General features: G+C 48.2%; 22 protein-coding genes. 17 read left to right on the forward strand and 5 right to left on the reverse strand.

Features of this window, described 5'->3' with window-relative positions; translation table 11 throughout:
• Both BM184_RS06005 and BM184_RS06010 read right to left on the reverse strand, forming a co-directional pair.
• Positions 1-291 (reverse strand): helix-turn-helix domain-containing protein (locus BM184_RS06005; protein WP_177208564.1); only part of this gene is annotated, 291 nt, incomplete at its 3' end.
• An 81-nt stretch (positions 292-372) separates the two neighbouring features.
• Positions 373-2,553 carry an LTA synthase family protein gene (locus tag BM184_RS06010; protein ID WP_086943233.1) on the reverse strand — a complete coding sequence of 727 codons (2,181 nt, stop codon included), beginning with the start codon at positions 2,551-2,553 and terminating at the stop codon, positions 373-375.
• A 260-nt stretch (positions 2,554-2,813) separates the two neighbouring features.
• Here BM184_RS06010 and BM184_RS06015 point away from each other — a divergent pair, with 260 nt between their 5' ends.
• Both BM184_RS06015 and BM184_RS06020 read left to right on the forward strand, forming a co-directional pair.
• Positions 2,814-3,467: a VanZ family protein gene (locus BM184_RS06015; protein WP_086943232.1), complete on the forward strand. Its 654-nt coding sequence runs from the start codon at positions 2,814-2,816 to the stop codon at positions 3,465-3,467.
• Positions 3,464-4,648 (forward strand): class I SAM-dependent rRNA methyltransferase, encoded by a 1,185-nt coding sequence (locus tag BM184_RS06020; RefSeq protein ID WP_086943231.1) that lies wholly within the window; start codon positions 3,464-3,466, stop codon positions 4,646-4,648. Before BM184_RS06015 ends, BM184_RS06020 begins: the two co-directional genes overlap by 4 nt.
• 119 nt (positions 4,649-4,767) lie before the next feature.
• On the opposite strand, the gene BM184_RS06025 is transcribed toward BM184_RS06020, so the two are convergent.
• Positions 4,768-6,033 carry a BaiN/RdsA family NAD(P)/FAD-dependent oxidoreductase gene (locus tag BM184_RS06025; RefSeq protein WP_086943230.1) on the reverse strand — a complete coding sequence of 422 codons (1,266 nt, stop codon included), beginning with the start codon at positions 6,031-6,033 and terminating at the stop codon, positions 4,768-4,770.
• 354 nt (positions 6,034-6,387) lie between these two features.
• Between BM184_RS06025 and BM184_RS06030 the strand changes: the two genes are divergently transcribed.
• The 3 genes from BM184_RS06030 to BM184_RS06040 all read left to right on the forward strand — a co-directional run bounded on the left by BM184_RS06030 (position 6,388) and on the right by BM184_RS06040 (position 11,567).
• The gene (locus tag BM184_RS06030) at positions 6,388-6,915 is read left to right on the forward strand and encodes a nitroreductase family protein (protein ID WP_086943229.1); all 528 of its coding nucleotides are present in this window, start codon (positions 6,388-6,390) and stop codon (positions 6,913-6,915) included.
• Between the two features lie 122 nt (positions 6,916-7,037).
• Positions 7,038-7,739: an ABC transporter ATP-binding protein gene (locus tag BM184_RS06035; RefSeq protein WP_086943228.1), complete on the forward strand. Its 702-nt coding sequence runs from the start codon at positions 7,038-7,040 to the stop codon at positions 7,737-7,739.
• 9 nt (positions 7,740-7,748) lie between these two features.
• The gene (locus tag BM184_RS06040) at positions 7,749-11,567 is read left to right on the forward strand and encodes an ABC transporter permease (protein WP_086943227.1); all 3,819 of its coding nucleotides are present in this window, start codon (positions 7,749-7,751) and stop codon (positions 11,565-11,567) included.
• 68 nt (positions 11,568-11,635) lie between these two features.
• Here BM184_RS06040 and BM184_RS06045 read toward each other — a convergent pair whose 3' ends face one another.
• The gene (locus tag BM184_RS06045) at positions 11,636-12,142 is read right to left on the reverse strand and encodes an FUSC family protein (protein WP_086943226.1); all 507 of its coding nucleotides are present in this window, start codon (positions 12,140-12,142) and stop codon (positions 11,636-11,638) included.
• A 401-nt stretch (positions 12,143-12,543) separates the two neighbouring features.
• On the opposite strand from BM184_RS06045, the gene BM184_RS06050 reads away from it, so the two are divergent.
• From BM184_RS06050 to BM184_RS06100, 11 genes are all read left to right on the forward strand, one after another.
• Positions 12,544-13,692: an ABC transporter substrate-binding protein gene (locus tag BM184_RS06050; RefSeq protein ID WP_086943225.1), complete on the forward strand. Its 1,149-nt coding sequence runs from the start codon at positions 12,544-12,546 to the stop codon at positions 13,690-13,692.
• A gap of 234 nt (positions 13,693-13,926) precedes the next feature.
• Entirely contained in the window at positions 13,927-14,805 is an 879-nt protein-coding gene (locus BM184_RS06055) for a branched-chain amino acid ABC transporter permease (RefSeq protein ID WP_086943224.1), read from the forward strand.
• A gap of 9 nt (positions 14,806-14,814) precedes the next feature.
• Entirely contained in the window at positions 14,815-15,801 is a 987-nt protein-coding gene (locus tag BM184_RS06060) for a branched-chain amino acid ABC transporter permease (protein WP_086943250.1), read from the forward strand.
• Between the two features lie 2 nt (positions 15,802-15,803).
• Positions 15,804-16,577, forward strand: coding sequence for an ABC transporter ATP-binding protein (locus tag BM184_RS06065; protein ID WP_086943223.1), 774 nt, complete (start codon positions 15,804-15,806; stop codon positions 16,575-16,577).
• Positions 16,578-16,614: 37 nt separating this feature from the next.
• Positions 16,615-17,283, forward strand: a complete 669-nt coding sequence (locus BM184_RS06070; protein ID WP_086943249.1) for an ABC transporter ATP-binding protein — start codon at positions 16,615-16,617, stop codon at positions 17,281-17,283.
• A 3-nt stretch (positions 17,284-17,286) separates the two neighbouring features.
• On the forward strand, positions 17,287-17,940 hold the full coding sequence (locus tag BM184_RS06075; RefSeq protein ID WP_086943222.1) for a CBS domain-containing protein: 654 nt from the start codon (positions 17,287-17,289) through the stop codon (positions 17,938-17,940).
• A gap of 278 nt (positions 17,941-18,218) precedes the next feature.
• Positions 18,219-18,755: a hypothetical protein gene (locus BM184_RS06080; RefSeq protein WP_086943221.1), complete on the forward strand. Its 537-nt coding sequence runs from the start codon at positions 18,219-18,221 to the stop codon at positions 18,753-18,755.
• 145 nt (positions 18,756-18,900) lie between these two features.
• Entirely contained in the window at positions 18,901-19,752 is an 852-nt protein-coding gene (locus BM184_RS06085) for a M15 family metallopeptidase (RefSeq protein WP_086943220.1), read from the forward strand.
• Between the two features lie 37 nt (positions 19,753-19,789).
• A complete protein-coding gene (locus BM184_RS06090) occupies positions 19,790-20,410 on the forward strand; it encodes a glycoside hydrolase family 73 protein (protein WP_086943219.1) in 621 nt (206 codons plus the stop codon).
• A gap of 214 nt (positions 20,411-20,624) precedes the next feature.
• Positions 20,625-21,755, forward strand: coding sequence for a 5-(carboxyamino)imidazole ribonucleotide synthase (gene purK, locus BM184_RS06095; protein WP_086943218.1), 1,131 nt, complete (start codon positions 20,625-20,627; stop codon positions 21,753-21,755).
• A 41-nt stretch (positions 21,756-21,796) separates the two neighbouring features.
• Complete coding sequence (locus BM184_RS06100; RefSeq protein ID WP_086943217.1) at positions 21,797-22,456, forward strand: GntR family transcriptional regulator; 660 nt, start codon at positions 21,797-21,799, stop codon at positions 22,454-22,456.
• A gap of 147 nt (positions 22,457-22,603) precedes the next feature.
• Here BM184_RS06100 and BM184_RS06105 read toward each other — a convergent pair whose 3' ends face one another.
• Positions 22,604-22,834: a hypothetical protein gene (locus BM184_RS06105; protein WP_086943216.1), complete on the reverse strand. Its 231-nt coding sequence runs from the start codon at positions 22,832-22,834 to the stop codon at positions 22,604-22,606.
• A gap of 329 nt (positions 22,835-23,163) precedes the next feature.
• On the opposite strand from BM184_RS06105, the gene pcrA reads away from it, so the two are divergent.
• Complete coding sequence (pcrA, locus tag BM184_RS06110) at positions 23,164-25,446, forward strand: DNA helicase PcrA (RefSeq protein ID WP_177208565.1); 2,283 nt, start codon at positions 23,164-23,166, stop codon at positions 25,444-25,446.
• Positions 25,447-25,449 lie beyond the last annotated feature (3 nt).

The raw sequence follows: 25,449 nt of genomic DNA on the forward strand, positions 1-25,449 counted from the left end.
CGTCTTACTCCGCAAACCATATTTTTTTCCAATTTCAATCATGCTGCCCAGGCCGTTCAGATAGTCCGTGACGGCTGCCAACTTTAACTCCTTGGAGTAATGACTGTTCTTCTTTACCGGTAAAAGGGCCGATGGACCGCCGTTCTCATAAAGTCTAATCCAACTGCGAATGGTCTCTTGAGATACTCCTGCATTTTGTGCTGCTCTTGATATGCCAATTTCATTTCTCACATATTGCTCGACAATGTTGACTCTGTTTTCGACAGATAATTTCATAACTCTTTTAGACATAGAAAAAACCCCCATATAAGACTTGAAATAATTCAATGTCCTATATAGAGGTAGCATATCATATTCCGACAGCTCTTTTGGTTATTCAACTGGTTCTGTCTGTCCTTCTGCTGGGGCTTCCTCAGCAACGGGTTGTTCTTCCGTAACGGTTGCTTCAGGAGCAGCGGCTTGGTTAGCCGGGAACTCAGGAGCATCCGTCTGATAAAGCGGAACGCTTGATACGCCGTTGTTCGTGTAGTACAAGGAAGTATTCAGATCGCCCAATTCCGCGATGTCCTCTTCCAGTTCGGCTGGAGAATCCACATAGCTGTGCAAGCTCTTGTCCACCGGCACGAATCCATCCGGCGTATAGAAGCGAAGCAAGTCGCCGTTGATGATCTGATCGGAGATGGCCAGCTGCAGTTCAGCTTGCGCTCGGATCTCAGCAACCTTTTGGATCACTTCTTCGGTCTGATAAGCAAGCGTACCTGTTTGGGTATGATAAACAGTGTTTCCTAAAATGGTGTATTCGCTCGTCACGATGCTGCCGTTACGGAAAGTAACGATTCCCTCGTGTTGTGCCGACATCAGATCTTGTCCAAGTTGGACATAGGCTGAAGTATCGACACCGAGAAGGTGCATCACGGTAGGCAAGATATCAATCTGGCCGCCATAGACATTACTGATCTGTCCAGTACCGGAACCGGGATTATGGATGATGAAAGGAACACGCTGCATCATGGTGTCATCATAGGCACCCCACAAATCCGCATTCGCTCCGATGAGCGGCGCTAAGGTCTCGTTGCGTGAGCTGGAGATTCCGAAGTGGTCGCCATACAATACGAAAATCGTATTATCGTAAAGGCCTGCATCCTTCATATATTGGAAGAATTCAGCCAAGGCCTCGTCGGCATAATGAACAGTATTGAAATAACCGTCAATCGTTTCATCGCCGGTATCCAGAGCGAAGGTGTTGTTCATCTCGTCTTCAGGGAACGGGAAGTGGTTGGAAACGGTTATGAACTTCGCATAGAATGGCTGCGGCAATTGTTCCAAGTATTGAGCCGATTCCTGGAAGAACAATTTATCCTTCAAACCGTACTCCACTGAGTTTTCATCCGTCAGCGTGTAACTGCTGTCGGCATCAAAGAAATAATCATAGTCAAAAGATTTGTAAACATTATCGCGATCCCAGAAAGAACCGACATTTCCATGGAAAACGGCTGACGTGTAGCCAAAGGTTTCGCTCAAGATGGCCGGTGCCGATTGGAACGTGTTATCCGCACCGATCTGTGTGAAGGCCGAACCTTGAGGCAATCCGAACAGTGAATTGTCCAGCATCAGTTCTGCGTCACTTGTTTTTCCTTGGCCAGTCTGGTGGAAGATGTTGCTGTAACTGTAGGAATCACTGCTGTGATACAGGCTGTTCAGGAATGGCGTCACTTCTGCTGTCATGCCTGTTTCATCAGTCAGCGACAAATCGATCAGGAACTGTTGCATACTTTCCAGATGGATGTAGACGACGTTTTTGCCTTCCGCTTGGCCGAAGTATGTTTCGTTTGGTTCGGCGTAATGTTCACCCAAGTAATCAAGAACGGTAGCCATATCCGAGCTGTCCGCGCTTGCGCGCACTTGGTTGGCTTGGGCTGTCTTGATGCCGTCATAAAGCGTGAAGACATTGATGCCCAAGTATTTGACGATATAGTTGCGGTCAAAAGTTCTTGTCAGCAACTGCGGGCGGCTGATCTCAGCCAAGCCCAGGTTAGCGGCGAAGAGAGCAATCGAGGCGGCAACTGTCGCAAATGCCCATCTTTTCTTGAAGATGCGTTCATCGCGGTTTTTGCTGACGAATTTCTTATAGACGTAGACGAGCACGAAAGCATCGATCCAATAGAACAGGTCGATCGGCTGCATCATGGCGATGACGCCGGAACCCAGGTTTTTGGTTGCATTGGCAGAACCGAAAATGGTCTTGATCGTCAAGAAATCCGTGAATTCGCGGTAATAGACGATGTTTGAGAACAACAGGATCGAATTCAGCATATACAGAGCAATCAAGCTCCGGTAACCTTTTTTAGGATTCTTCACAAAAAGGGAAATCCCCAGAATCAATAAAGTAGTGGCAATCGGGTTGATAAAAAGAATCAGCTGCTGGAACCAGCCATCTACGCCTAAAGAGAACGCTGTGTGGTAAGCGAAATAGGTCTTCAGCCAGAAAAGGACGACGGCGAACAGGAAAAATCCGAAGCGCGTCTGCAACTGTTCAGTTAATTTTTGTTTCAAAAAAGAGACCTCCTATGATATCGTTGGAACACATGTAAATTTCATGTGAATTTTCAGGGTAATGTGTGTTGTTTGTGAATTTTATGTAAAATGAGCTAGTGTCATTATATTCTGAATGCTTTTGATAGTCAATCGAAGCCCCGTAAAGTTTTTCCTAAGTTTTTCTCAAGAACGGTTGCTTTTTTAAGGATTTTTCGAGAAAATGGGTCTTTCAATGTATCTGTTTAAAGGAACAAAACTGACAAAGGTGAGCATAGATTATGATATTTTTACAAAGGCCTTATGAGTGGGTGGCTGCTTCGCTGGAATCATCCGTCAATCATTTTCCGCTAATACAATTAGTTTTCAACAGCGTGGACAAGACCATTTTGTATTATTTGATTTGGCTGGTCCTGCGGGCGGCCTATCTGCTGCACAGACACCGCAAGACGGGCAAAAAAATCCCCATATATAAGGAAGGCTTGTTGCATGCTCTGTTTATCTACATCGTGCTGCTGCTTCAACTGACGGTTTTCCGCAACGAGGAGACATTCTGGACCGTCGAGTACCACAAAATCGATTGGACGGCGATCCATTGGCTGCCGTTGGTGGATACGGTCAAACTCTTTTATGGTGATTCCGGTTTTTCGGCCTGGTATAATTCATGGGGGAACGTCGTCTGGTTTATGCCGTTGGGTTTCGTGGGTCCGTACCTGTTCAGGAAAAAATGCAGTTTCCTCAAAGTGACGGCGGTCGGCTTTCTTTTTTCTGCCATGATCGAGTTCCTCCAGCTCATCTTTCAGACGGGCGTGACGCATATCGATGATGTCTTCTTCAATACGTTGGGTGCAGCAATCGGCTACGGCATCTGGGTATCTTCAAAAAAAAAAAGCAGTGCAGAACGGACAATTGACTATAAAGGAAGAAAACAATGAAAAAAATAATCATTACGCAAATAAGCGAAAAAAAAATTAAGGCAGGGAATCCCTTGCTGCAAATGGAAGATTTTCCAAACGTGCTCAGCTTCGATGAGGGCGAGATCGTCGAGCTGGTTGATTCCCGCCAAGCGTTCGTCGCAAGAGCCTATTTGGCCAAACAGAACAAGGGCGTCGGTTGGGTATTTTCGTTGGATAGCGCGGATAGTTTCAATGAGGCTTTCTTCAAAAATAAGTTCGAAAAAGCCAAACGCAAGCGTACGGATTTGCAAGCGGACCCGGAAACGACTACCTATCGGCTTTTCAATGCGGAGGGGGACGGTATCCCTGGTGTCACCATCGACCATTATGATGGCTTTGCGGTGATTTCCTGGTACAGTGAGGGGATTTTCCGCTACCAAGCCGCCATCACTGCTGCCTTTCAAGCAATCTTTCCGGAAACGAAGGGGATCTATGAAAAATTCCGTTACCAACGGAATGATGGCCTGATCAGCCGCTTTGTCTCGGGCGAAGAAGCCCCGACGCCGCTGATCGTGAAGGAGAACGGCATCAACTATGCGACGTATCTGGACGATGGGCTGATGACGGGCATTTTCCTGGATCAGCGCGAGGTACGCGGCGCTCTGACGGAACGTTATGCGGCAGGCAAACGGGTGCTGAACACTTTCAGCTACACAGGCGCTTTTTCGGTGGCGGCTGCCATGGGCGGGGCGATCGAAACGACGAGTGTCGATGTGGCGAACCGCTCGTTGGAACGGACCAAAGAACAATTTGCCGTCAACAATCTGGATGACGAGGATCAGAAAATTTATGTCATGGATGTCTTCGATTTCATCCGTTACGCTATCCGCAAGGAATTGCAGTATGACGTGACCATCATCGACCCGCCGAGCTTTGCCCGCACCAAAAAGCGCACCTTCTCGGTAACGAAAGATTATACGCAATTGTTGGAGGAACTGATCCAGATCACCGCACCGGATGGTACGCTGATCGTGTCTTCCAACGCCGCCAACTACAAGGAAAAGAATTTCAAACAGGATATCGCCCAAGCCTTCAAGAACAGCCACTGCGATTACCGCATTCTGGAAACATTCCATCTGCCGAGCGATTTTTCCGTTCCGGCAGGCAGCAAGACCAGCGATTACCTGAAAGTCTTCATCATCAAGAAACTGGCGAGATAGGCCGAAGTGACCGGGAATATCCGGATCCCTTCGCCCCACAGCGCATCATAAATAAAAAAAAAGAAAACGGAGCTGCCTCGAAAATGAGGTGGCTCCGTACTCGTTGCTGATGAATGCTGTTATTCGTGCAGATCTGCAGCGGCATGCTGCCCGGCAGTGTGCCCTGTAACAAAGGCGCCGGTGATGTTGTAGCCGCCTGTGTAGCCGTTGTAGTCGATCAGTTCGCCGCAGAAATAAAGACCCCGCGTCAATTTGCTTTCCATCGTCTTCGGATTGATTTCCTTCGTGGAGACGCCCCCGCCGGTGACAAAGGCTTTGTCCAAAGGATGCGTACCGTTCACTTCGAAGGAGAAATTTTTGCAGAAGTCGGCGAAAGCTTTGATTTCTTTCGGAGTCAATTCCTTCAATGACTTCTGCGGATCGATAGCAGCCTGGCTGCAACCGAACAACAGGTAGCGTTCCGGCATCAGATCTTTCCAACCGTTTTTGACGCTCTTTTCAGGCTGAGCCTTGATGAGCTTCTGCAACTGTTGTTCGACGGCACCCAATGAGAGTTCCGGCAGGACATCCAATGACATCGTGACGGTCTCGGTTTTATCGCGCTTCATTGTTTGGTGGACAAACATCGAACACCGCAAAGCAGCGGGTCCAGATACGCCGAAGTGGGTGAAGATCATGTCCATCTGGTGGGACACGACTGTTTTGCCTTTTTTATTTTTAATGCTGAGGGCAACATTGCGCAAGGAAAGTCCCTTCAGTTCGCTTGAACGGATGAAGTCCGCGTCGGAAGTAATCGGTGCTTCGGTCGGGTAAAGTTCCGTGATGGTGTGACCAGCTGCTTTGGCGAACTTATAGCCATCGCCTTTGGAGCCTGTGCGCGGAAGAGCCTTTCCTCCAGTTGCCAGAATGATCCGATCGGCCGGGAGGATTTCGCCATCCTCCAAAAGGACACCGGTCACCTGTCCGTTTTCGATCAGGATGCGTTCCACTTTGATGTTGGTCCGAATCTGGACCTGCAGCCGCTTCAGTTCCTCGATGAATGCTTCGAGTATAGTCCGGGCTTTGTCTGTGACAGGGAACATCCGGCCGTGATCCTCTTCCTTCAGGGCGACTCCGCGTTCGATAAAGAAGGTCATAATGTCATATTGACTGAATTGGGTAAAGCTGCTGTGCAGGAATTTTCCGTTTCCGGGAATGTGCCGGATGATTTCCTCTTCGGGACGATTGTTGGTGACGTTGCAGCGTCCGCCGCCTGTCAAAAGCAATTTTTTCCCGAGACTTGGATTTTGTTCGAGGAGCGTCACTTCGGCTCCTGCTTCGGCAGCGGTGCAAGCCGCCATCAGACCGCTCGAACCTCCACCGACAATAATGATGCGTGTTTTCATATTATTTAATTTCTCCGATCTTTTGCTGCACTTACTTTATCACAGATATGTCCATCTGAAAACGGCTTTCTTCCCGGAATGATCACGAAAAAACAGGCTTTCCTTCATTAAATATTCAAAAATCGCGGCTATACTGTATTCATACCCAAAGATAATCGTTTCTTTTTCCTCTTCTGTACCCGCAGAAGAACTTCCCCTCTTGAACGGAAATGGGGCTTTGATTGCTGAACAGCTAAGCAGCGATCATGCAGAATGATTTTTTTCTGCAGCCCTGGATTTCCGTTCTATTTTTGTGTCCGAAAGGGTATAATAGCCGTAGAGTACAGTTATTTTTGAAGAAGTGAGGGGAATGAAATGGATTTTACGAAAGTCATGTATACGAGACAAACAACACGCAGCTTCCAGAAGTTCGCGCTGTCCCAAGGGCAAGTGGAACTGATGCTGCAAGCCGGGCAAAATGCACCGATCAGCCGCGGCCGTTTTGAGGATTACCATATCACGGTCATAAAAAATCCGGAAATATTGGCAGCGATTACATCTGCGGCCCAGGAAGTTACGGGCAATGCGGACAAAGATCCATTGTACGGAGCACCTGCATTTTTCGTTGTTTCCGCCAAGGAGCCAGCCAAACCAGGCAGCATCGCCAGTGCGGCCGCAATCGTAGAAAATATGCACCTACAGGCAACCGCAGAACTGTTGGGCAGTTGTTTCGTGATGGGACTCATGATGAACGGCACGTTGGATGTTGAGGAAATCCGCGAAAAAATGCAGATTCCCGAAGGATTCACTCCTGTCACCGGAATGTTGGCGGGCTATCCGCACGGTTATCTGCATGACAGACTGCGCACTTTGGAAAAAATTGGCAGCAATATCGTCGAATAGCACGGTTTAGGCACTGAAAAACGACCTAAGGAGAAACGTTCAGGTTTCCCGGGTCGTTTTTTGCATACCCGTCTCCGGAACAATTCAAAATACAAATCAATCAAGAAATGAAGGGATGCATTATGGCGTATATTTCCTTAAAGAATGTCAGCAAATTCTATCAGATGGGCGAGACACGGATCACTGCCAACGACAAAATCAGCTTCGATATCAACGAAGGAGAGTTTGTAGTGATACTGGGGCCCAGCGGAGCCGGCAAATCCACCGTTCTGAATATACTCGGGGGGATGGATGATGCCGATGAAGGGCACATCAGCATCGATGGCGTGGATATCTCCCAGTTCACTTCAAAAGCCTTGACGACTTACAGAAGGCGGGATGTCGGTTTCGTTTTCCAATTCTATAACCTTGTGCCTAACCTGACCGCAAAGGAGAACGTGGAGCTTGCCTCGCAGATATCGCCGCATGCCCGCGATGCTGCTGAGGTCATGCGGGCGGTAGGCTTGAGCGAGCGCATGGACAACTTTCCGGCCCAGCTCTCCGGAGGCGAACAGCAACGCGTCGCCATCGCCCGTGCCTTGGCGAAGCAGCCCAAACTGCTGCTTTGCGATGAGCCGACAGGGGCACTGGATTACGAAACGGGCAAACAAGTGCTCAAATTGCTGCAGGATACGTGCCTCGATACCGGAACGACCGTCATCGTCATTACGCACAATCAAGCCATCGCAGCCATGGCAAACCGGATTATCGAAATCAACAATGCCAAAGTAAGGGCGGTCCATGAAAATCCCAATCCTAAACCAGTATCAGAAATCGAATGGTAGGAGGTGGAGATGATGAAGAAGAAGGCGCTATGGAAAGACATTTGGATAGAGATAGGCAAAAGTAAGGCACGCTTCCTCGCGTTATTGGCCATCATCACTTTGGGAGTAGCCTTCTTTGCCGGCATCAAGGCAGCGGGTCCGGATATGCTGGATACCGCCAATCAATATTATGAAGAAAACAACCTGTATGATCTGAAGGTATTGTCCACTTACGGATTGGAAGACGCGGATATCGCCATCTTGGCGGAAACGCCCGATTTGACCGTCCATCCGATGCGGACAGTGGACATCGAAATGGAAGGCAGTGATTTCCTCGTAAAAGTCTTCCCGTTGCAAAGCGGTGCGGATCCGGTCAATGAATATGCGGTAGCCGAAGGCAGATTGCCGGAAACAAGCGGCGAAATTGCCTTGGATGCGAAACAGAATCTGAGCGATACTTATCAGATTGGGGATACCATCACTTTCCGTCATGAGTCCGATGAAGACCTTACTGATGAAGAAAAAGAAAATCGCATTTCCTTGAAAGATCAGGAATACACGGTCGTCGGCTTCGTTGATTCGCCGATGTACATTGAGAAGATGATGCGCGGCTCTACCAATGTCGGAAAGGGCAGTCTGGATGCTTTCGTTGTCGTGCCCGCTTCGGACATACTCGGCAGCATCTACACGGAGGCCTATCTGACGATCGCTCCCGAAGCTGCAGAAACCGGCTATACAGACAGCTACGATGACCAAGTGGACAGCCTGGCCGATGAAGTGGAGCTTGCCTTGAACGGGAGACCTTTGGAGCGCATCAATGAAATCCGGGCGGAAGGGCAGCGGAAGATCAAAGATGCGGAAGATGAACTGCAGGAAGGGAAGGACAAGCTTGCGGAAGCCGTGCAGGAACTTCAGGATGCGCGGAAACAATTGGATGAGGGGACAGCGGCTTACGAAGAAAATCGCCAGTTGTTTCTGGATGAAATCGCAGAAGCCGAGAACACCTTAACGGCCAGTCAAGCTGAAATCGACGCGGGCATGGCCGAGTACCGAGCAGGCCTGGCGACCTATCTGGAAAACAAAGCGCTCTACGATGAAGCGAAAGCTGCTTGGGAGGCGCAGAAAGAATCCTTGCAAGGGCAGACCGGGTCGGAGGCTTCATTGGATGTGCTGCTGGCGAGCCTGCCCGATACACCGGAAGGCCGCGAAATCGCTGATCTGGCGCAAAGTTTGCTCGATGGGCAAGGCGAGGTTGAAGCGACCCAAGCCTCACTGGAAGACAAAGGAGCGGAGTTGCAGGAACGGGCAGCGGCTTTGGCGGCAAAGGGCGAACTGCTTTTGGCGGAACAGACGAGTCTGGAGGCGGATGCGGCAGACTATCAGAACGAACTGGCCATTTTCACCGCTGACATAACAGACTTCCAAACGGAAAAAGCAGTCAAGCAAACGGAATTCTCCGCAAGGCAAGCCGCTATCGATGCCGAAAGGGAAGCCCTGGCAGCTTTGGATCCGGAGACGGATCCGAGCGTGGCAGAGCGCTTAGCGGCAATGGCTGATCAGCAGGCAACTTTGGATGCGGAACAGGCCGCCCTGACGCAGGCCGAAGCGGACTTGGCTATCCGCCAAAATGAGCTGGAGCAAGAGGGTGCCTCCTTATCGAGCCGGCAAGAAGCCTTAACCGCCGCAGCCGCGGCTTTCCAGACGGAACGGGCCAGTGAAGAGGCCGCTCTTCTGGAAGAACAGCGTCTCTTGGAGGAAGCCGGCACCGAACTGGCTGCCAAAGGTGGAGCATTGCTGGAGCAACAACAACTGCTGGAAGAAAAAATTGCGGCATTCATGGCCGATGCCGAAGACCAGATCGCAGCCGCAGATGCTCAGTTCGCCGAACAAGGGACAGCATTGGAGAACGGCAGATTGGAATTGGCCTCGGCATTGGCCCAACTGGAGGACGGGCAGGCACAGATCAATAACGGCTGGGCCGAGTTGGAAAGCCAACGCGCGAGCGGTGAACAGGCCCTTGCTGAAGCCTGGCAGGAAATCCAGCAGGGCGAAGCAGACTATCAAGATGGCTTGGCCAATTACACAGCTGAACGCGCTGATGCGGAAACAGAGATTGCCGATGGGGAAAGGCAGGTCGAGGAAGCGAAACAAGCTTTGGCCGATCTGATCGACCCTGTCTACTATGTGACGGATCGGTCCGGTAATCCTGGGTATCAGGAATACCGTGACAATGCCGACCGCATCTCGGCAATCGCAGAGATTTTCCCGGTGTTTTTCTTCCTGATCGCAGCCTTGGTGAGCTTCACGACGATGGCCCGGATGGTGGATGAACAGCGCCAGCAGATGGGGACGTTGAAAGGTCTCGGTTACAGTGATTTCGATATTGCCAAAAAATATTTGATTTATGCAGCGATCGCCTGCATCGTGGGGACATCGCTCGGTTTGGTGGCCGGTTATAATATTTTCCCTGGGGTCATCTTTGATGCCTACGGGTCCATGTACAGTCTGCCTTCCGTAAAGATTACCTATTACTTGTCCTATGCCCTGATTTCCATAGCTATCGCGCTGCTTTGCACCATCGGGCCGGCAGCATGGGCTGCACACACCTCGCTCCGGGAAAATCCGGCAGCGATGATGCGTCCGAAAGCGCCGAAGAACGGCAAGCGTGTGCTTTTGGAACGACTGACGTTCGTTTGGGATCGCCTGAGTTTCAATGCGAAGATCACGGTACGGAACTTGCTGCGCTACAAAGCGCGCAATATGATGACGATACTGGGTGTAGCCGGCTGTACCGCCCTGATATTGACCGGATACGGCATCAAAAATTCCATCTCCGGATTGGCGGACACACAGTTCAACGATGTGATGCGGTACAACGCCATCACGGCGATGCGTCCGGAAGCGAGCGAGGAAGAAGTCGCTTCCTATGATGAACTGATCGCTGCGACGCCTGAAATAACGGACCATCTCAAAGTGGTCCAAGAGAGCTATAAACTGGATAAAAAAGGTGTGAACCTGCAGAACGTCACGGTCTTCGCGCCGCTTGAAACCAAAAATCTGTCGGATTTTGTCAGTCTGCGTGACCGCGCAACTCAGGAACCGATCGCATTGACGGATGAGGGAGCCGTCATTTCCGAAAAATTGGCGAATTTGGCAGGCGTCGGACCGGGGGACAGCATCGAAATCCGGAATGACGAAATGCAGACCTATCAGGTTCCGATCCGGGCTGTCACCGAGAACTACGTCAACCATTACATTTACTTAACGCCAACCCTTTACGAAGATATTTTCATCCAAGCCGCGGAACCGACAACGGATCTTTTGCTGTTTGATGAACCGGAAAGTTGGGAACGGAGCTTTGGATCCGAAGCGATGGGAGAAAAGGCAGTCGCATTGGTGACATTCATCAACTCCGTCGACCGCAGCTTCGCTGAAACTTTAGGGAGCCTGGATATCGTCACCTTGGTATTGATCGTGTCGGCAGCGGCATTGGCTTTCGTTGTCCTGTACAGCCTGACGAACATCAACGTTTCGGAGCGGATCAGAGAATTGTCAACCATCAAAGTTTTAGGGTTCTATGATGTGGAAGTGAGCATGTACATCTACAGAGAATCCTTAATATTGACCTTGCTGGGAATTTTGTCCGGCTTTGTTCTCGGAAAAATTTTAAGTACAGTCGTTCTTAAAATGGTGGAGATCGACTTTATGATGTTCCCGCCGACCATCATGCCGATCAGCTACCTGTATTCAGGCTTGCTGTCGTTGTTGTTCTCAAGCGTCGTCATGCTGATCATGCACCGTAAACTGAAACAAGTGGACATGATCGAAGCGCTGAAGTCAGTCGAATGAGGAAAGAATAGAAAAAACGCGCAAGCGGCCATTCATTGGTGGCTTGCGCGTTTTTGTTCTGCAGATACTCAGTTTTCGGCTGGTGATTGAGGTGAACCAGGCAACAGGTAGTTAACCCCGATGGCGATTGAAGTGCCGATGACTGTGTCCAGTACCCTTTGGATGGCGTAGGTGATCTTTTCGGTATCGTCTATATTGTAGAAAACGACAAGGAAGGTCGCGGTAGCGCCGACGATAGCCGTTGACATGTCCAGGATGTTGCAGACCGTGATCAGGATGATGATGGCGATGATTGTACCGAAGAAATCCACAGAAAAATCCAGTCCAAGAAAATCTTTGACAGCGATCAATGTGACTCCCAAGATACCGGCGACAGTATTGCCTCCGACACGGCGGATTCCATGATGCAGTGATTGCGAGCAATCTTCACGCAAAGCAAAGACTGAAGCCAATCCAGCCAGCATAGGAGAACCTCGGTCCAACAATTTGAACAGCAAAACGCATAATCCAACGGCAACGCCGGATTTGGTCGTACGCATGCCTACGCGGAACTTCTCCTTATCCAAATGCAACATAGTAAGTACGGCACTTCCTCTCGAAATGAAATAATATCTCAATCATAAGCATTTTTGAACTTTTATCAAGTCATTTTCGCATTATTGTGCAAATAATACAGCTGCATTTGCTGTGTTGTTCAGAGTGGCTTTCCGGAAAATGAGAAAAAAGAGCGGCTATATCTGTACGAAAAATGACTTAGCCAGGCCAGTCAATTTATTGAATTTGTTGCAACGCCGCCTTTTTAGGTGGAGCAAAAAAAGAACATTCGCTTTTTGCCAGAAAATGAGAAAATTGGGTTGCTTAAATTGTCAGAATATTCTATACTAATGACATTAAATTTTAAGGAGAAGGATGAGGGCCTTTTCTTTGGATTTGCAACGAATTATTAACATATAGTGAGATGGGGAGGATTATTTAGATGAAAAAGAAATTATTGATGGGCTTAGCATCTGTATTCTTACTTGCAGCATGCGGCAATGGAGCGACGACAGAAGAGAGCGATACAATCAAATTGGGTGGTAACTTCGAATTTTCAGGTGCTGGCGGTGCTTATGGTTCGATGATGGACGAAGCGATCAAATTGGCTGTCGCAGAACAAAATGCAGCTGATGGTGTTTTAGGCAAACAAATTGAATACATTTCCTACGACAATAAAACAGAACCAGCTGAATCAACTTCCGTTGCAACTCGTTTAGCGACTGAAGACAAAGTTGTCGCAATCTTAGGACCTGCAACGACTGGTGCGGCAAATGCACAATCTCCAGCAGTAACAAGAGCGAAAGTGCCAGCAATCTTGCCGGCAGCAACCGGTGATGCGGTAACGATGGATGGCGAATCCGTATTGGAATATGTATTCCGCGTATGCTTCCAGGATTCATTCCAAGGGAAAGCACTTGCTGACTTTGCACAAAATGATTTAGGCGCAACGAAAGCAGTCATCTTGGTTGATAATTCTACAGACTATGCAATCGGCTTGGCCGATGCATTTAAAGAAACGTTTGACGGTGAAATCGTAGCTGAAGAAAATTTCACTGCCGGCGATACCGACTTCAAAGCGATCCTTACAAACATCGCGAAAATGGATTATGATGTCATCTTCTTGCCTGGTTACTATGAAGAAGGCGGATTGATCATCAAACAAGCACGCGAAATGGGAATCACGCAACCGATCCTTGGACCGGATGGCTTCGCTAACTCAACATTGGTTGAATTGGCCGGTGCCGACAATGTGGATAACGTCTACTACGCAGGACACTTCACACCAATGAATGAAGATCCAAAAGTGCAAGATTTCTTGGCAGCCTTCGAAGCTGAATACGGTAAACCTGCCGATTCATTCGCAGCTTTGGCCTATGATGCTGCGAAACTAGTCTTCGATGCAATCGAAACATCTGGAAGCACAGATCCTCAAGATATCACAGATGCTATAGCAGAAACAAAAGACTTTGAAGGCGTAACAGGAACATTCTCAATTGATGAAAATCACAACCCTGTCAAACCGACATTCGTTATCGAATTACAAGATGGCGTGGAAGTTGGCAATACTAAGGTTGAACCGGCTAAATAATCCGGTCCCCTAGCAGTGTCGATTTGAAGCCTGGCTATTAAAGTAAAGATTCTAAAGTAACAAAGAGGTGCTGGCAGAACTTGCTGAGCACCTTTCTTTTTGAAAAAAAAGAATAGGGACGCGGCAGTTAAAGGTTGTTCTTTATTCAAAAAAAGTTAAAATAGAGTGTACAACGGATACAGTAGAATAAAAGAAAATTTTCTAGTTTAATATAGAAGAAAAGAGAGGTGTAAAATGGACAATTTAGTTCAACAACTGATAAACGGTATTTCCTTGGGAAGTATCTATGCGTTGATCGCATTGGGATACACGATGGTATACGGTGTCATCAAATTGATTAACTTTGCTCATGGTGAAATTTACATGGTGGGCGCTTATGTGGGGTATACATTGATTCAAAATGTCGGCTTAGGCTTATTCCCGGCTATTCTGATTTCGATGGTATTCTGTGCCATTTTAGGAGTAGTAATCGAAAAAGTGGCATACAAACCCTTGCGCGGGGCAACAAGGGTAGCTACGCTGATTACAGCCATCGGGGTATCTTATTTATTGCAAAACGTCATGATTTATATTATGGGGCCTGAAGTGAAGGCCTTCCCGACAGCACTTAAAGTTCAAAACTGGACATTCGGGGGAGTGACCATCAACTCCCAACAAATCTTGATTTTCCTGACAACCGTCGTATTGATGGTCGGACTTCAAATGATCGTCAAATATACAAAAATGGGGAAAGCGATGCGTGCGGTCAGCACGGACCCGGAAGCTGCCCAATTGATGGGTATCAATGTGGACAACATCATTTCTTTTACCTTTGTTTTAGGTTCCACTTTGGCAGGAGCGGCAGGCGTATTGGTCGGTATCTACTACAATTCCATTTCGCCGTTGATGGGTGTCACACCTGGTCTGAAAGCGTTCGTTGCCGCTGTATTCGGCGGTATCGGCATCATACCGGGAGCCTTGGTCGGCGGTTACGCTATCGGGATCATTGAGACGCTCGTGAGTGCTTACGGCGGTTCGATGTTCAAGGATGCGGTCGTTTACCTGATCCTGATCATCATCTTGATCGTCAAGCCATCCGGTATCTTCGGCAAAAATACTAAAGAGAAAGTGTAGGTGATAGCAATGAAACAATTTAACAAAAATAATCTCGGTTGGCTCATTCTTATCGCCCTGGTGGCTGCTGTTTTATATGCGGGCATTATGACCAACATCATTTCTCCGTTCTATCAAATCACCTTGGTGACGATTTTGCTCAACATCATCCTAGCGATCGGCTTGAATCTGGTCATCGGCTTCTCCGGGCAATTCTCGTTGGGGCATGCCGGTTTTATGGCAATCGGGGCATACAGCGGAGCGGTTATCGGTGACCAAGTTGAAGGCTTTCCTGGTTTCCTGTTAGGCTTGCTTGTGGGCATGATCATTTCGGTCATCGTGGCTTTGATTGTCGGTATCCCGACCTTGCGTTTGAAAGGCGACTACCTGGCTATCGCAACCTTGGGTATCGCTGAAATTATCCGTATCCTGATCCTAAACATGGGCGACTTGACGAATGGCGCCAGAGGTATCAGCGGCATTTCATTCCCGTTCGCATCCAATCTGAGCTTTATCATGGTCCTGGTTGCTTTAGTGATCATCACCACCATCATCACGGTCAACTACATCAAGAGCAGTCCGGGACGCGCAACTATCGCGATCCGCGAGGACGAAATTGCTGCAGAATCCATGGGTGTGAACACAACAATGTATAAAGTGATTGCCTTCATGATTGGTGCGGCTACAGCTAGCATCGCTGGTTCTTTATACGGTACCTACTTCAGCGTAATCAATCCCAGCGATTTCACCTTCCAAAAATCGATCGATGTTTTGATCATAGTTGTATTTGGCGGAATCGGCAGTGTCACGGGTACCGTTGTGGCCGCTGTCGTTTTGGGTGTGCTGAACACGTACCTGCAATCTTTCGGGGAATTACGGATGATTTTCTATGCAGTAGCCCTTATCGCCATCATGGTGTTCCGTCCAGGCGGATTGTTGGGCAATAAAGAATTTACAATATCAGGACTTTTGAATCGCAAAGCGAAGAAAGCTTCCGCTAAGAAGGAGGTTCAATAACAATGAGTCTATTAGAAGTAAAAGAACTTACCAAAAACTTCGGCGGTTTGGCCGCTGTGTCCAACGTCGATTTCGTCATCGAAGAGAATGAACTTATCGGTTTGATCGGGCCCAATGGTGCTGGAAAAACGACCTTTTTCAACTTGCTGACCGGTGTTTATGTGCCGACCGAAGGAACCATCGAATTTGAAAAGGATGGGAAAAAAATCTTGCTGAACGACAAGGCGCCTTACAAGATAACTGATTTGGGCTTGGCGCGTACCTTCCAAAACATCCGTCTGTTCAAAGAGTTGACGGTAATGGATAACGTATTGATTGCGATGCACAGCAAAAAAGGCTCGAATACCTTCCATAGCCTGTTCCGGACACCGACTTTTTACCGCGTGGAGGAAAAAATGCGCGAAAAAGCTTTGGAATTGTTGGCCATTTTCGAATTGGAAAAGAAATATGATGTACTTGCGAAAAATCTTCCTTACGGTGAGCAACGTCGTTTGGAAATCGTCCGCGCTTTAGCGACGAATCCGAAGATCCTGTTCCTGGATGAGCCTGCAGCCGGTATGAATCCGCAAGAGACTGCCGAATTGACCGCTTTGATCCGCAAAATTCAGAAAGATTTCAAAATCACTGTCGTTTTGATTGAGCATGATATGTCCCTGGTCATGAATGTCTGCGAAAGAATTTATGTATTGGAATATGGCCGTCTGCTTGCCAAAGGAACGCCGGAAGAAATCCAAAAAAATCCAGCCGTAATCAAGGCTTATCTAGGAGGCGACTAACGTGCTGAAAGTAAAAAATCTATCTGTGCATTATGGCATGATTCAAGCCATCAAAGATATCAGCTTTGAAGTGAATGAAGGCGAAATCGTGACTTTGATCGGGGCCAATGGAGCAGGGAAGTCCACCATTTTGCGTACGATTTCCGGATTGGTGAAACCATCTTCGGGCGAAATCGAATATTTGGGGAAACCTATCCATAATGTGGCGACCAGAAAAATTGTTGAACAAGGGATTGCCCAAGTTCCGGAAGGCCGCCATGTCTTCAAAGGTTTGACGGTACAGGAAAACCTTGATCTGGGAAGTTTCACACGCAAAGACAAGCAGAACCTTGCCGGTGATCTGGAAGCGGTATTCGAACGTTTCCCGATTCTGCGTGAACGAAAGAATCAGGATGCAGCCACTTTGTCCGGCGGGGAACAACAGATGCTGGCGATGGGCCGCGCTTTGATGACGAAGCCGAAGCTGTTGCTTCTGGATGAGCCTTCGATGGGATTGGCGCCTATTTTCATCAAGGAAATCTTCCATATCATCCAGGATATCCAGAAACAAGGCACAACGATCCTCTTGATCGAACAAAACGCTAACGTTGCGCTGCAGATCGCGAATCGCGGTTATGTATTGGAGACGGGAAATATCGTATTGACCGGAACCGGGGAAGAATTATTAGCAAGTGACGAAGTTCAGAAAGCTTACTTAGGAGGCTAAAAAATGGATGTACAAAGCTATATGTCAACGGATTTAGTAACGATTCAACCTTCAACAAAAATCATCGAAGCTTTGGATCTGATGAAAGAGCACAAGATCCACCGTCTGCCGGTCGTACAAGGCGAGACAATCGTAGGATTGATCACAGAGGGCATCATCGAACGCAATACGCCTTCCAGCATGACCAGCCTGGATATGCATGAAGTCAACTATCTGTTGAACAAAACGACAGTGGCCGACATCATGGAAAAACGCGTCGTGACAATCAACAAGGAAGCTCTTTTGGAAGAAGCGGCCGTAATGATGCGTGAGAATGGCATCAGTGTACTGCCGGTCGTCGAGACAGGCAACCGACTGATCGGCATCATCACCGAAAAGGATATCTTCTCCGCCTTCATCGATGTGCTGGGCTACTACACACCCGGCGTCCGTGTCGTCGTCAATATCCATGAAGACAAAAAAGGCGTCCTCGAAGACCTGACGGATATCTTCTCCGATGAGAACATCAATATCCAACAGATTGCGACTTACCGCAAAATGGGCTATGTCCAAGTCGTCATCCAACTGGAAAGCAAAGACATCGACGGCATCCGCGCCAGACTGGAAGAACACGGCTACGAAATCGGGTCGATCATCTACAAGCCCGAGAGAGTATAGGATGTGATGATTCGCGTTTAGATACCCGTACGTTGGAGCAAACGACTACCGTTCACCTCTTTTGTGGACGATAGTCGTTTGCGAAACGTTAGTGGTATCTGCGAATCAGAACTCAACTACGAGGATACGAGTAACCTTGTTCAGTAACCGACATCATGCAATTGAATAGACCGCTCACTCCAACCAAAACGGAGTGAGCGTTTTTTTTTCAGGCAAATCATTTCTTTTATCACGTAATAAGTGTATAATTAGAGCATGATAGATTGGAGGTTACATAAATGAATAATGCACTTATAACAATTGTCTTGTATACGATCAAAGAGCAATATGTCAGTGAAAAAGCTTTTTATGCCAATCAACTAGGGATCTCGCCGCAGAGCTGGGATCGCTGGAAAAAAGGAGAGCATGGTTTAAAACCCGAGAACATGCAGATCATTTCCAAATTGTTTACAGATTATGAATGGATGCTTGTCCAGAAAGTTTGCCGCAATGCCGAAATTCTTCCCGAGGTGGCAGAGAACCCTGTAAGAGAATATCAATTCCTGAAGTATCAAGTCGCCAAAAAATGGATAGCGACGGATTTGGCCGATTTCAAATGGTACACCACCGATGAGACCGTCCATGATTCAGAAATCCATAGACCGGCAATCACCACACTCCGGCTCGAGTGCAACTATGATTTCTGGAGCTACAAAGATATCATCGATCTGCGTTTGCCTAGCATCATCCGTCATCAGATCGACTCGAAAAAGATCAATCTGCTTGAATGGTTCAATGAAAATACACCTGATACCATCACAAAAATTACTGAATAATAGAATATAAACTGGAAAGCCGAGATGATATTATCTTGGCTTTTCGTGTGTTTCAGCGTTAAGACTTACTTTTTGGCTGTGGATTGACGGCCAGTTGTGCTAAAATAGGCATAGCAAAAAATTACAGACCAGAAGAGGTAAGAAGATGGAAATGAAAAAAAAATACTCCCATACACCTGAGCGGTACGCACAAAGACTGCGTTTCCTTGCGGGACTCTTGCTGGCGATGCTCTTTTTCACAGGATGCACAACCGATGACGATGAACAGTCAAACAGTCAGCAGGATTCGACAACAAGCGCTCATTCCGAAGCATCACAATCCTCTTCCGAAGCTGCAGCTGACGAAGCCGAGTCCAAGGTGATCGTGACACCTGCAGCGTCATCAGCTGATTGGAATTTGGTATTGGTGAACAGAGAAAATCAACTTGCTGGAGAAATCGCGATGGAGTTCTATCTGACCGAGAGCGGTTATCCGATCGACAGAAGGATACAAGAACCTTATTTGCAACTGTTGGAAGCCGGTAAAGCTGCCGGAATGGATTTCACGATGATTTCAGGTTACCGCTCCATCGAGCAACAGCAAGCCAACTATGACGTCAACTATCAAAATTATCTAGCCTCCGGTTTGTCGGAAGAAGAGGCGCGCACGAAAACAGAAGAATATATCGCCTTGCCTAATGCCAGTGAACACACAACCGGACTCGCAGTGGACATCACGTCGACTGCCTTAGCCAACCAAGAAGGCAACTCGGGTCTATTACCGGATCTGGAGAATTATCCTGAGGGGCTGTGGCTGAAAGAAAATGCACCCAAATTCGGTTTCGTCTTGCGCTATCCAAAAGCGAAAGAAGCCATCACCGGCATCAATTTTGAACCTTGGCATTTTCGGTATGTAGGCGTCGAAAACGCCATGTACATGGCGGAACAGAATCTGACGTTGGAAGAATACATAGCAATCCTGAAGCAAAACGAAGCGCTCGGGAACAGCGAACAATAGCAGTCAAAGCAGCTCAACAAAACAGACGGAGGAACATATGGCACGAAAAAGAAAGCGGACTCGAAAACAACCGCAATCTGCACCCGCTAAAGCCGTCAAGATATTATTTTTCTTGCTGATCAGTTTTATGGCCAGTCTGTCGCTGATCGGTGATTTTTCTCCGATTGTGCCGGAAATCCCGGAGTACGGCAATAATCAGGGGACGGACTTCATCAGCAATATCGCCCCTGCCGCACAGCAGATGCAAGCGAATTACGGTGTCCACGCCAGCATCAGCATCGCTCAAGCGATCCTCGAATCGGATTGGGGGGAGAGCGAATTGTCCGCTGTCTACAACAATCTTTACGGCATGAAGGGCGATAACCCGGAAAACACGGTCCTCTTGACTACCAGTGAATACTACAACGGCGAGTGGGTCACCATCCAAGCGAACTTCAGGGTATACGGCAGCTGGGCAGAATCGGTCCAGGACCATGCACTGCTTTTCGTCAACGGTACGACTTGGGATCCGAATCAATACGCTCCTGTTCTGCAGGCAACCACATACCAAGAAGCGGCCCAAGCTCTCCAGGATTGCGGTTATGCGACCGATCCGGATTATGCCGCAAAATTGATAGCGGTCATCGAACAGAACGCACTTTATGAATATGATAATTGAAAGATGCAAACACAAACGCGCGGACAGGCTGGCCCTTTTAGTAGGGCGGCCGTTGTCTGCGCGTTTTTCTGCCTATGCACCCCCAGTTCTGACCAAAATTCGACAAACGGACAGTTTTTGCATGGCGACATCCGTCGAATATAGTGATAAAATGATTTGGTAAAGACTTTTTTAACAAATTCTAATGAAAAATCCAAGAGAGTAGTGTGATCACATGCCGAATCAAATTTTACCCGGGAAAACAATCGGTATTATTGGCGGAGGACATGTCGCCCGTATGATTGCTTTGGAAGCCAAAAAAATGGGCTACCAAATAGGCATCTTGGACGCCGATTCTGCCTGTCCGGCTGGGCAAATAGCTGATTGGCAGATAACCAAGAAATATACGGATTTCGATGCGCTCACGGACCTCGCCGCTAAATCGGACGTCCTGACTTTTGAATCCGAAGCCGTGGATACGATGTTGCTGACGCAAATCAATCCTTATATCGCCATACCGCAGGATCCGGACAGCCTTTCGATCACCCAGGACCGGTTGATCGAAAAAGCGTTTCTGGAATCCTTGAACATCAACGTAACGCCTTACGCGACGATAACCGCCATCGAAGACATGGAAGAAGCCGTCAAAAGCATCGGCTTTCCGTGTGTGCTGAAGCCGATCCGTGTTGAAGCGGCTACGCCGGTGCAGCATCTTTTGTACAGTGAAGAGGACTTTGGAAGGGCGTCAGCCTTGCTCAAAAAAGGAACGTGCATTTTGGAGGCTTGGATCCCCTTCGAGATGGAGTTGGCCATTACGGTCGCACAGGACGCGAATAATGTGTTCACGTCATTCCCTGTCACGGAAACAGTCTACCGGGAGCAAAAACTGGTGAAGACCATCACCCCTGCACGCGTAGGAGGAAATATCCAGAAAGAAATGGAGCACATCGGCAAGCTGGCTGCGAAGGCCATGAATCTGACCGGAATTTTGACGATCGAGACATTCATGACTTCATCGGGTTCCCTCTATGTGAACCGTTTGGTCGTCCGCCCGCACCATTCGTGCAATTATTCGCTGGATGGCTGCAGCATCTCTCAATATGAAGTCCTGGTCCGCTGCATCTGTGGGTTGCCCATTCCGGAAATCCAGCTGTACGATACAAGCGTGACTTTCAATATCATGGAAGAAAAACTTGATGAAGCGTTGATTCTCTTGCTGACCAAACCGGATTGGCATTTCCATTTTTATGGAAAAAAAGAACACCGCGCGAAACGGAAAATGGGGCATGTCACATTATTGGGTGACAGCCCGGATATCCTCATCAACGAATTGGAAGAACATGGCTTATTAGAATCGACAGAGTAACGGAAGCTGGTGGCCGCTCTCTGATGTGAAGGAAGGGTTTAATGATGGAGGATAGACTATTCAATAAAGCATATGACTACATAAAAGATAAAATCGACAGCAATTGCTGGCCGCCGGGAACCAAAATTACCGAACAGCTCATTTCGGAAGCTTTGTTCATGAGCCGGACACCGATCCGTACAGCGCTGCTTCTGTTGGAGGAAGAAGGCCTGGTGAAATCCATTCCCTATAAAGGCTATATCGTAGCTGAAAAAAAGATCTCCAATGAAGGCTTATTGGAGCGCTTGGAACTTATCGCAGGGCTCGTCATGAATTACCTGCAGTATCTGAAGGAAAACGACATCGCCTTGGACTATGAGGAATTTGAAAAGATACTCGAAAGACAAGTGGAATACCTGAGTTACCGGGATGCGACCGGCTATTTCACGAATGAATACAGACTCTTTGAGATGTTTATCGCTGAAAGCGATAATCAATTCCTGAAAAAAGTGATCTTGACGACCGCTCGAGACATCCACGGCACTTATTCCGACAACAGTGACTTGATGGATGAAGAACGCTATCAAAGCGAAGCGCAATTATTAGCTCTCTATCAGGAAGTAAGCCTCTGCATCCGCGACAAAGATTACGACAAGATGGGGGAATACATCCTCTTCTTCTTCGAAACGTTGAAAGACTCCAACGATAGCTTGGCTCAGTAAGGGCGATTTATCCTTTCCGAAGGGCTAACCCTTGAAGCTAGCCATCATTTTTGTAAAAAGAAGTCCTGCCGCTGAATCAACCAAATGATTCAGCGGCAGGACTTTTATGTTGGATGGCTCAGTAGCCATATAGAAGCAAATGGAGGATCAGTCCCGCCTTGATGCACGGGGGGAGATGACGCCGCCACTGGTGCTGACAGGCGTGGCGTAGACTTTATTGCTTTCCGGATCCGACACCAGCAACTGTTGTTCCCGAGAATCACGGATACCTTGTGCCACTTCCCTGGAAAGGGCCTGAGAATAGGGGATCTGGAACGACCAAATCATTAAGATGACAAACAAACTTACCAGATAAAACGCCAACCCTTTTTTTGTCATGAAATCCACCCCTTAGGCTAATATCAAACAGGTTTCTATCGGTATGCTGACTACTGTCTTCATTGTAACCCCTGACATCAGGAAAAGGAAGTTATTTTGCCGTAAACAAACGAAAAGCATGGCATAATAGGGGGAAAAGAAACTGGATCGCTTATAGGGGAACACAGGGTAAAAACTATCTAAAATATCAGGGGATTCATTGATAGCCACGCTCTAAAATGATAGACTAAACCATGATGCAAATCAGAATCGATAAGGCCGCACCATCGCCTTAGACCAATAAAAAAAGTACCCATACACACTCCGAAACAAAGGCAACAAAAGAAAGGATGGCAATTGTGCAACAAAAACACGACCTCATCAAAGGAATGAACCCAAGGCAAGCAGAAGCCGTTTTGGCAACAGAAGGGCCACTATTGATCATGGCGGGGGCAGGCAGCGGCAAAACGCGGGTGCTGACCCATCGCATGGCCTATCTACTGGAAGAAAAATCAGTAAACCCTTGGAACATCTTAGCCATCACCTTTACGAACAAAGCGGCAAAAGAAATGAAAGAGCGGGTCATCCGCTTGGTCGGAACTGTCGGCAACGACATGTGGGTATCCACTTTCCACTCCATGTGCGTACGGATCCTAAGAAGAGAGAGCGAACAGCTCGGCTATGCGCGCTCCTTCACCATCTGCGACCAAAGCGAAACCGAAACATTGATGAAACGCATCATCCGCGAAAAAAATCTGGATTCCAAAAAATTCGATCACCGCATGATTCTGGGGCGGATCAGCCAAGCGAAAAACGAGCTGCAGACACCGAAGGAGTTCGGCGATCTGGCCGGCGGATACATCGACAATATCGTCTATGAATGCTACAAGGATTACCAAAAAGCGCTCGAAAACAGCCAATCGATGGATTTCGACGACCTGATCATGTTGACGGCCAAACTGTTCCAGGAATATCCGGAAACATTGTCCTACTACCAAAATAAATTCCACTACATTCATGTGGACGAGTACCAGGATACCAACTACGCCCAATACCAATTGGTGCAGTTGTTGGCCAGCAAATTCAAAAACATCTGCGTCGTCGGGGATGCGGACCAAAGTATCTACGGTTGGCGCGGTGCCGACATGGAGAACATCCTCAACTTCGAAAAGGATTATCCGGACGCAAAAGTGGTCTTGTTGGAGCAAAACTACCGCTCCACCAAGAAAATCCTGCGTGCAGCCAATGACGTGATCCAAAACAACGTCAACCGGAAAGAAAAAGAGTTGTGGACAGACAATCCGGACGGCGAGAACATCGTTTACTACCGGGGCCAATCCGAACATGACGAAGCACGCTATGTCATCTCGAAGATGCTCCAGGAAGTCCGCGAAAACAAACGCCAATACGGAGATTTCGCAGTGCTCTACCGGACGAATGCCCAATCGCGTGTCATCGAGGAGAACCTGCTGAAGTCGAACATCCCTTATAAGATGGTCGGCGGCCGTAAGTTCTACGACAGAAAAGAAATCAAAGACCTACTGGCTTATTTGCGTCTGATCGTGAACCCGGCCGATGATTTGAGTTTCGGCCGGATCGTGAACGTGCCAAAACGCGGAATCGGCGATGCCAGCGTCGAAAAACTGCGCGAATTCGCGGATATGCACAATCTGACCTTGCTGCAGGCAGCCCATGATGTGGCGCTGTCCAGTGTATCCGGAAAAGCCGCGAAGGAATTAAAAAAATTCGCGACTACTATGGATAATCTGCAGAAAATGCAGGAATTCCTGCCGATCACGGAATTGGTGCAGGAAATGCTTTCCCAGACGACTTATCTGGAAGCCCTGGAAATGGAGAAGACTTTGGAGTCGGAAGCACGGATCGAAAACATCAACGAATTCCTGTCGGTAACACAGGAGTTCGATAAAATGAATCAAGATGATTTTGATCTGACCGCATTCCTGACCGATTTGGCGCTGGTTTCCGATCTGGATCAGATCGAGGAAGAACCGCAGAGCGAAGTGACGCTGATGACGATGCACGCAGCCAAAGGATTGGAATTCCCGATCGTCTTCATCATCGGGATGGAAGACGGCATTTTCCCATCGTCCCGCTCCTTCATGGATGAGGATCAGATGGAGGAAGAACGGCGCTTGGCCTATGTCGGCATTACGCGGGCGGAGCAGAGACTGTTCCTGACGAATGCCTACTCCCGTACCCTTTATGGGCGTGCGATGTCCAATCCGGCATCCCGTTTCCTTGATGAGTTGGACGGATCCGTTCTGGACCGCGAGGACAGTTCAGGGTCCACATCAAGCATGTTTTCTTCAAAACCGGCAAGCTCGGTCAACCGTTGGAAGTCCGCAAGCGATACCCGTCAGGAGAAGGCCTTCAGCCAGCCGTTTTCGGCCGGACCGCGTGAAAAAACGACGCAGTCCGTCCAGCAAACCGGAAATAGCGGTGCGGACAGACTTGGTTGGGCTGTCGGAGACAAAGCCAGCCATAAAAAATGGGGTACAGGCATTGTCGTTCAGACAAGCGGAGAAGGCGATGGTTTGACTCTGGATATCGCCTTCAAGAACATCGGCATCAAACGCTTGTTGGCATCCTTTGCACCGATCGAAAAAGCATAATCA

It is taken from the genome of Trichococcus pasteurii, from assembly GCF_900112935.1.
Taxonomy (GTDB): domain Bacteria; phylum Bacillota; class Bacilli; order Lactobacillales; family Aerococcaceae; genus Trichococcus; species Trichococcus pasteurii.